This window comes from Microcystis sp. M53598_WE2, from assembly GCF_030067735.1.
Classification (GTDB): domain Bacteria; phylum Cyanobacteriota; class Cyanobacteriia; order Cyanobacteriales; family Microcystaceae; genus Microcystis; species Microcystis aeruginosa.
Genome location: NZ_JASJFE010000710.1, coordinates 1 through 6,246, shown reverse-complemented (window position 1 = coordinate 6,246; position 6,246 = coordinate 1). Strand labels below are relative to the sequence as shown.

Genomic DNA, 6,246 nt, shown 5'->3' with positions numbered 1-6,246 from the left:
GCCAATCAGAGATTTTAACTGTTCTAAGTGAGCGGCAATTTCTAACCCAGAACATCTAAAAACTAAATAAATTTTATCGGGTTTTCTTTGATAAAGTTGAATCTCATAACCATTGGTTAATAATCCCCACTGCACTTTAAAGTAGTTGAGATAATAACCTAAGCGGTGACGATGATTGATGAGCTTTTCTCTGGGGTTTTTAGCCTCGACAATTAGACAGTGAGAGGATAAAAACTGCTTTTTGTTGATAGGTTTTTGAGCGGAAACAAGGAAATCTAAGCGTACTTTACCGAAGCTAACTTGTTGATACCAATGTTCGGCATTGTAGCCTAGTTTGGGGAGTAAATACTGGACAATTAATTTACTCTCCACTTCCCTTTCGTTATGACAATGGTGAGGGTTGAAAGTCACACATTTGAGGAAATACTTAAGAACAACTTATTGTTAGTTTAAATGATGACGGCCTTTCCCGTCAAGGTGAAGCACAGACTAAACTTAATCAAGTATTTCAGCTGCAAGAACGAACCCCATCTATCCCAGAAAAGCTGTATATTGAGATGCACATCGGTAAATTTACGGATTTATTGCAGTAGGATGTTTATCTAGCACTTTTGGCAATGACAGAGAAAACCATCCTACCCACAGCTTAATTAATGGATCTGCATAATTTTCTCGGCTACTTTCTGGGAAATAAAAGGTAAAATTGAGCGATTTTGACTGTTATCTTTTCCCTCGGTAAATACCACCAAGAGATAGGGAGTATGATGGGGAATTTCAATATAGGCTGCATCGTGACGCACTTGACTTGTCCAACCAGCTTTTGACCAAATTTGACTATTTTCTGGTAATCCTTGTCCCAGAAATCCTAAGATTTGTGTCTCATCTCCTTGACTTGTCCAATCAGCAGGATTAAGACTACGTTTTAGTAAAGACATCATCATCTGGGAACGTTGGGAAGAAACCGCAATCCCCCCGACAATAGTATGAATTAAACGCGCCACTGCATTGCTAGTTAACATATTGCGATTCTCCATTAATTCCCCTAAAAAAGCGCGTTCACGTCCATAGGGACCATCAGACCAAGTTTTTTGATTAACGTTAATTGTCGCTAATTCTGGCCAATTTAGGGATTGAAAATAACGATTAACTATGTTGCGTTGTTGCTTCCAAGTTTCAAAGGGACCGGCGGCAATTTCTGGACCGCTAGTGGTTCCCGTAACCAGATCTACAACTAAACTGGTAGCATCATTACTAGAGTCAACAATCATGTCACGAATGGCGCGATTTAATTCGGTGTTTTCGGGAATCATTCCCCCTTCTAACCACTCATGAATCGCTACTAGATAAAATAATTTCACTAAACTAGCGGGATAGGTTCTTTCTTGTCCTCGATAACTAAATCCGCGGGGGGAATATTTCCAGAATTCTTCGTGAGAAATTGCTCCCCCCGTGTTGACGATAACGGGAGGATCATATACTATCCAAGTTAGGGCGATTTGTTCTTGAGCTAATTGGGGAAATTCTCGCCAAGTTGTTTCTAAAATATCTGTACCGAACTGTTGGAGATGGTCTTCAGTATGAAAAAAGTTCATAGGTGTGCTGCAAAGTCAAGAGTTAGAAGGTGGATAAATTCTTGAGTCGGCAATCCTCATTTTACGGTAAAATTTACCGATAATTAATTATTTGATCGCTTCTGAGTTTAATGTTTATATCTACCGATGAGGTTCATCTCTATTTTATCAGTCTTGATCCCTCTGGGGATAGACTAGAAAAACTGGCTTCTTTGCTCTCGGAAGATGAAATAATTAGAGCTAATCGTTACCATTTTCCCGAACACAAGCGGCGTTTTTTGGTGGCTAGGGGGTGTTTACGGGAGATTTTAGGGTCATATTTGGCGATAAGTCCCGAAAAAATCGAGTTTATCTACAGTGAACGGGGAAAACCGAGTATTAACTACCAATTGCAGTTTAATCTCTCCCATTCCGAGGAGATGGCAATCTGTGGCTTGACTTTAACCGCTCGCATCGGGGTAGATTTAGAGAAAATGCGCCAGATGAAAGATTTAGATAGCTTGACAAAAAGATTTTTTTGTGCTAGGGAACACGAGCTTGTTGAAAAGTCTGCGGAGAAGGAAAAGCTATTTTTTCAGTTATGGACGGCAAAAGAGGCTTATTTAAAGGCAGTGGGAACGGGAATTAGCGGGGGACTCGATCGAGTGGAAGTAGGCCTCAATCCCTTAAAATTAGACAATGTGGCGGGGGAATGGCAATTATGGACGGCAGCAATCGGCGATAATTATCGAGCGACGGTGGTTATCGAAGGTAGCGATCGAGTGATTAAAACCTTTGGCCTTTCTGATCTATGATTAATTGGGGAGTTAATTGCCTTGAGAAATTCAGTAATTATTCCTAGCTATCTCAAAAAGCTTGTCCTTAATTATTACTTAACCTTGTTTTCTCTATGCGAATTGCTCTTTTTACAGAAACCTTCTTACCGAAAATTGATGGCATTGTCACCCGTCTTAAACATACCGTGGAACACCTACAAAGATTAGGTCATCAGGTATTAGTTTTCTCTCCCGATGGCGGTTTAAAGGATTACAAAGGTGCTAAAATTCATGGAGTTACAGGGATTCCCTTACCCCTATATCCGGAATTAAAAATGGCTTTCCCCCGGCCTTCAGTCGGTCAAGCTTTAGAGAGGTTTAAACCTGATATTATTCATGTGGTTAACCCCGCTATTTTAGGGGTGGGAGGCATTTATTTTGCCAAAACTATGAACATTCCCCTCGTCGCTTCCTATCATACCCATCTCCCCCAATACTTACAACACTATGGATTAGGTTCCCTAGAAGGATTACTCTGGGAATTATTAAAATTGGCCCACAATCAAGCAAGTTTAAATCTCTGCACTTCCACCGCTATGGTGCAAGAATTATCTAGTCGTGGCATTGAAAAGGTCGAGCTTTGGCAAAGGGGAGTCGATACGGAATTATTTCAACCTCATTTAAAATCCCCAGCTATGAGACTGAAATTATCCCAAAATAACCCTGATAGTCCTCTCTTATTATATGTTGGTCGAGTGTCGGCCGAAAAAGAAATTGATCGCATTAAACCAGTCTTAGAAGCGATTCCCGAAGCAAGATTTGCCATTGTGGGAGATGGTCCCCATCGGGAAGCTTTAACAAGTCATTTTGCCGACACAAATACCCATTTTGTCGGTTATTTACAGGGGTTAGAATTAGCCTCCGCTTTTGCTTCCGCAGATGCTTTTCTTTTTCCCTCACGCACAGAAACCCTCGGTTTGGTACTTTTAGAATCCATGGCTGCCGGTTGTCCGGTGGTGGCGGCAAATTCGGGGGGAATTCCCGATATTGTCACCGATGGAGTTAATGGTCATCTCTTCGATCCTAGGGATGAAAAAGGTTTAATTAGTGCCACCCAAAGATTACTAACCGCCAAGGCAGAAAGAGAGGAATTACGACGAAATGCGCGTCTAGAAGCGGAAAAATGGGCATGGCAAGCGGCCACCAAACAGTTATTAAATTACTATCACCGGGTTTTGAATAATAATACTGTGGCTTTTGCCGCTTAATTGTTGTCAAAATGCTCGAATTTAATTGCAAAAACCTTGACCTATTGTAACTTTTATGTCCAGCGCACCCAGTACCACCTTAGATAAGTCCACCCAAGTGGTCAAAAAGACTTATCCCAACTATAAAGTTATTGTTCTCAACGATGACTTTAACACCTTCGATCATGTGGCCAATTGTTTAATTAAATATATCCCGGATATGACTACTGATCGAGCTTGGGAATTAACTAATCAAGTTCACTACCAAGGACAGGCAATTGTCTGGACCGGTCCCCAAGAACAAGCGGAACTTTATCACCAACAATTGCGACGGGAAGGATTAACCATGGCTCCCCTAGAGGCCGCATAATTATGAATAATGGTCGCTTAGTTTGGAATCATTCTACTCATATTCCGGGGTTGATTGCGGTATTAGAAAAGTTAATTACTTATCAGGGAATCACCACTGTCACCCCGGGGGTACTTTCTCGCTCAAAAGGTCATTGTCCGCGGTTACAATTGCGGATATCAGTGCCGATTCGTGGTGGTTTTAAGCTGATTGCGAGGACAGGAAAAAGTGTTCAGGAGGTCTTTGTTATTACCGATTTAAACCAAGAGGATTTAGAAATGGCTATCCAAGCTTGTTTAGGAAAATAACTGTCGTGGGTGCGTTGTTGAAAGGCTGCTGGTTACTAATCATTGTTTTTCTGTTTTTCTGTTTACATTCTCTCCCTAGTTTGGCAGTAGTGGATAGGGTTCCCTTAACAGTAACTTTATTGCAGGAACGTTTAAGCGCACCCGTCCTTAAAGAAGGGATGACTACCATTAATTTAGCCAATTTAGTTATCGATATCCGCGATGAAAATAAGGAGATGCAAGAACAATTTTATCAACAGATTCAAGGTCAAATTAATCGCGCTAAACAACCCCTAGGTTTAGATTTTAGTAATTCCTTAATTCAAGGCAATTTTATCGCTTCCCGTCTGGGTTTACCGACTCCTTTAACAAAAGTGGCCCTCGCTACCTTATTATCACCCACGGAAGAACAGTTATTACAACAGGACGAAAATTTTTTATTCGATAGCGATGAACCGGTTTTTAATGTCACAGTATTTCGCGGACCTGTGAAGTTGCAGGGAACCGTATTTATGGGAGAAGTGGACTTTTCTAAGACTTTTTTTCTGCAAATTGTCGAAGTAATGGCAGCAAAATTTAGTCGTGAAAGTAATTGGGTAGAATCGCGTTTTGCTAGGGTAGCGAAATTTACCAAAGCCACTTTTATGGGAGATGTAAATTTTAGTCAAAGTCAATTTTTAAATAAAGCTATCTTTCGCACGGCCCATTTTAAAAGTATTACTAACTTCCATCGCAGTCATTTTACTGCCGAAGCTTATTTTGATCAAACTAAATACGATAAAACCGCAGATTTTACCCGTACTTTCTGGGAAAAGGAAGCCAATTTTTCCCAAAGTCAATGGCGAGATCGTCCGCTATTTTCTAAGAGTAGATTTTTAAGTTTATTAACCTTTAGAAATGCCACTTTTGAAAAATCAGGCGCTTTCCGGTCTAGTTATTTTAATGGTGTCGTTAGTTTTCAAGATGTGAAACTTTTAGATCAGGTAGATTTTAGTAATTCCACTTTTACTAAAAATAGTTATTTGAGTGTATCGGGATTAGCTTTTGATTCCGATAAAGCGAAAATACTGGGAGATAGAGGAGTAATTGGTCAAGCAATTTATTTACCAACTTTAACAGGAAATGAGACAGTTTTAAGAAATTTAGTTCGTAATTTTCGCTCCCTAGAACAAATTGCCGATGCCAATCAAATTGAATACAAAACTGAAAAATTGCGATTTCAACAGTTAAAACAAAAACTGAATAATATCTCAGTTATTCGCCTAATTAACCTCACTTGGGTAGCTGATTTTCTGCATACTTCTTTCCTTGCTTTACTATTACTTTTAAGTCAAGATGGTACAAATTTTAGTTTAGTTTTCGGGACAGGAATCATAATTTTTGCCTATTTTGGCTGTTTATTTTGGTTAATTGATCGCGTGCGTCGTCTCACTCCTAAACCGGTAATTCCTAATCGTTATGAAATCTTTTGTATGGTAACTAGCTATATTATTCTCACCCTTTCAGGTGTGTTTAATATCCTGCAATCTGCCAGTCGTCCCCTACTAACTTTAACAGCTATTGCCCTAATTCTTGTCCCCTTACCTTTAATTTTAGTTATCGAACTTTATCGTCGGGGACGCTATCACGATTTAATGGATAGTTCCTATTTTTTGCAAGATGGTAGTATGCGACAATTACGCTTATTAATAACCCGTTTACCCGTGGTTCCCGAATTTCCCCTCTTTCGCGATCGTTATACTCCTATTCCTTGGCAAAAGCGTTGGAATTGGTTAAATTATTACGATTTAAGTCTCAATAATTTGCTAAAATTAGGCTTTAATGATTGGCGAGTTCGCGATCAAGAATTACCCGCTATCATTTCTTTTTTAGTTTGGTATCAATGGGGTATCGGCATCTTTTATATCACTCTCCTTATCTGGACTCTCTCGCGCACGATTCCGGGGTTAAATCTCTTGATTTATTTAAAATAAACTGTAACAATTTAAATACAGCAGTTATCTTTTTGTTTTGGGTAACAGAAATATGAGTGGAAAG

Annotated in this window: 7 protein-coding genes; 5 read left to right on the top strand and 2 right to left on the bottom strand. The window is 39.6% G+C overall.

Translation table 11 applies throughout. From position 1 onward, the window contains the following. Both PX636_RS14530 and PX636_RS14525 read right to left on the bottom strand, forming a co-directional pair. A partial coding sequence (locus tag PX636_RS14530; RefSeq protein WP_288117663.1) for a type I restriction enzyme HsdR N-terminal domain-containing protein occupies positions 1-411 on the bottom strand: 411 nt, incomplete at its 3' end. A 239-nt stretch (positions 412-650) separates the two neighbouring features. After that, complete coding sequence (locus tag PX636_RS14525; RefSeq protein WP_288117662.1) at positions 651-1,592, bottom strand: serine hydrolase; 942 nt, start codon at positions 1,590-1,592, stop codon at positions 651-653. 110 nt (positions 1,593-1,702) lie between these two features. Between PX636_RS14525 and PX636_RS14520 the strand changes: the two genes are divergently transcribed. The 5 genes from PX636_RS14520 (at position 1,703) to PX636_RS14500 (ending at position 6,182) form a co-directional block, all read left to right on the top strand. After that, positions 1,703-2,365 (top strand): 4'-phosphopantetheinyl transferase family protein, encoded by a 663-nt coding sequence (locus PX636_RS14520; protein WP_288117661.1) that lies wholly within the window; start codon positions 1,703-1,705, stop codon positions 2,363-2,365. Positions 2,366-2,460: 95 nt separating this feature from the next. Next, the gene (locus PX636_RS14515) at positions 2,461-3,594 is read left to right on the top strand and encodes a glycosyltransferase family 4 protein (RefSeq protein ID WP_004163138.1); all 1,134 of its coding nucleotides are present in this window, start codon (positions 2,461-2,463) and stop codon (positions 3,592-3,594) included. A 55-nt stretch (positions 3,595-3,649) separates the two neighbouring features. After that, entirely contained in the window at positions 3,650-3,943 is a 294-nt protein-coding gene (clpS, locus tag PX636_RS14510) for an ATP-dependent Clp protease adapter ClpS (protein WP_004163137.1), read from the top strand. Between the two features lie 2 nt (positions 3,944-3,945). Continuing rightward, the gene (locus PX636_RS14505; RefSeq protein WP_002732155.1) at positions 3,946-4,230 is read left to right on the top strand and encodes a DUF2103 domain-containing protein; all 285 of its coding nucleotides are present in this window, start codon (positions 3,946-3,948) and stop codon (positions 4,228-4,230) included. Positions 4,231-4,235: 5 nt separating this feature from the next. After that, a complete protein-coding gene (locus PX636_RS14500; protein WP_288117660.1) occupies positions 4,236-6,182 on the top strand; it encodes a pentapeptide repeat-containing protein in 1,947 nt (648 codons plus the stop codon). Positions 6,183-6,246: the final 64 nt, after the last annotated feature.

What these genes read in the sequence shown, in the direction of transcription:
- clpS (WP_004163137.1), top strand. Translation starts at nt 3,650, where the DNA reads ATGTCCAGCGCACCCAGTACCACCTTAGATAAGTCCACCCAAGTGGTC.
- PX636_RS14515 (WP_004163138.1), top strand. Translation starts at nt 2,461, where the DNA reads ATGCGAATTGCTCTTTTTACAGAAACCTTCTTACCGAAAATTGATGGC.
- PX636_RS14505 (WP_002732155.1), top strand. Translation starts at nt 3,946, where the DNA reads ATGAATAATGGTCGCTTAGTTTGGAATCATTCTACTCATATTCCGGGG.
- PX636_RS14520 (WP_288117661.1), top strand. Translation starts at nt 1,703, where the DNA reads ATGTTTATATCTACCGATGAGGTTCATCTCTATTTTATCAGTCTTGAT.
- PX636_RS14525 (WP_288117662.1), bottom strand. Translation starts at nt 1,592, where the DNA reads ATGAACTTTTTTCATACTGAAGACCATCTCCAACAGTTCGGTACAGAT.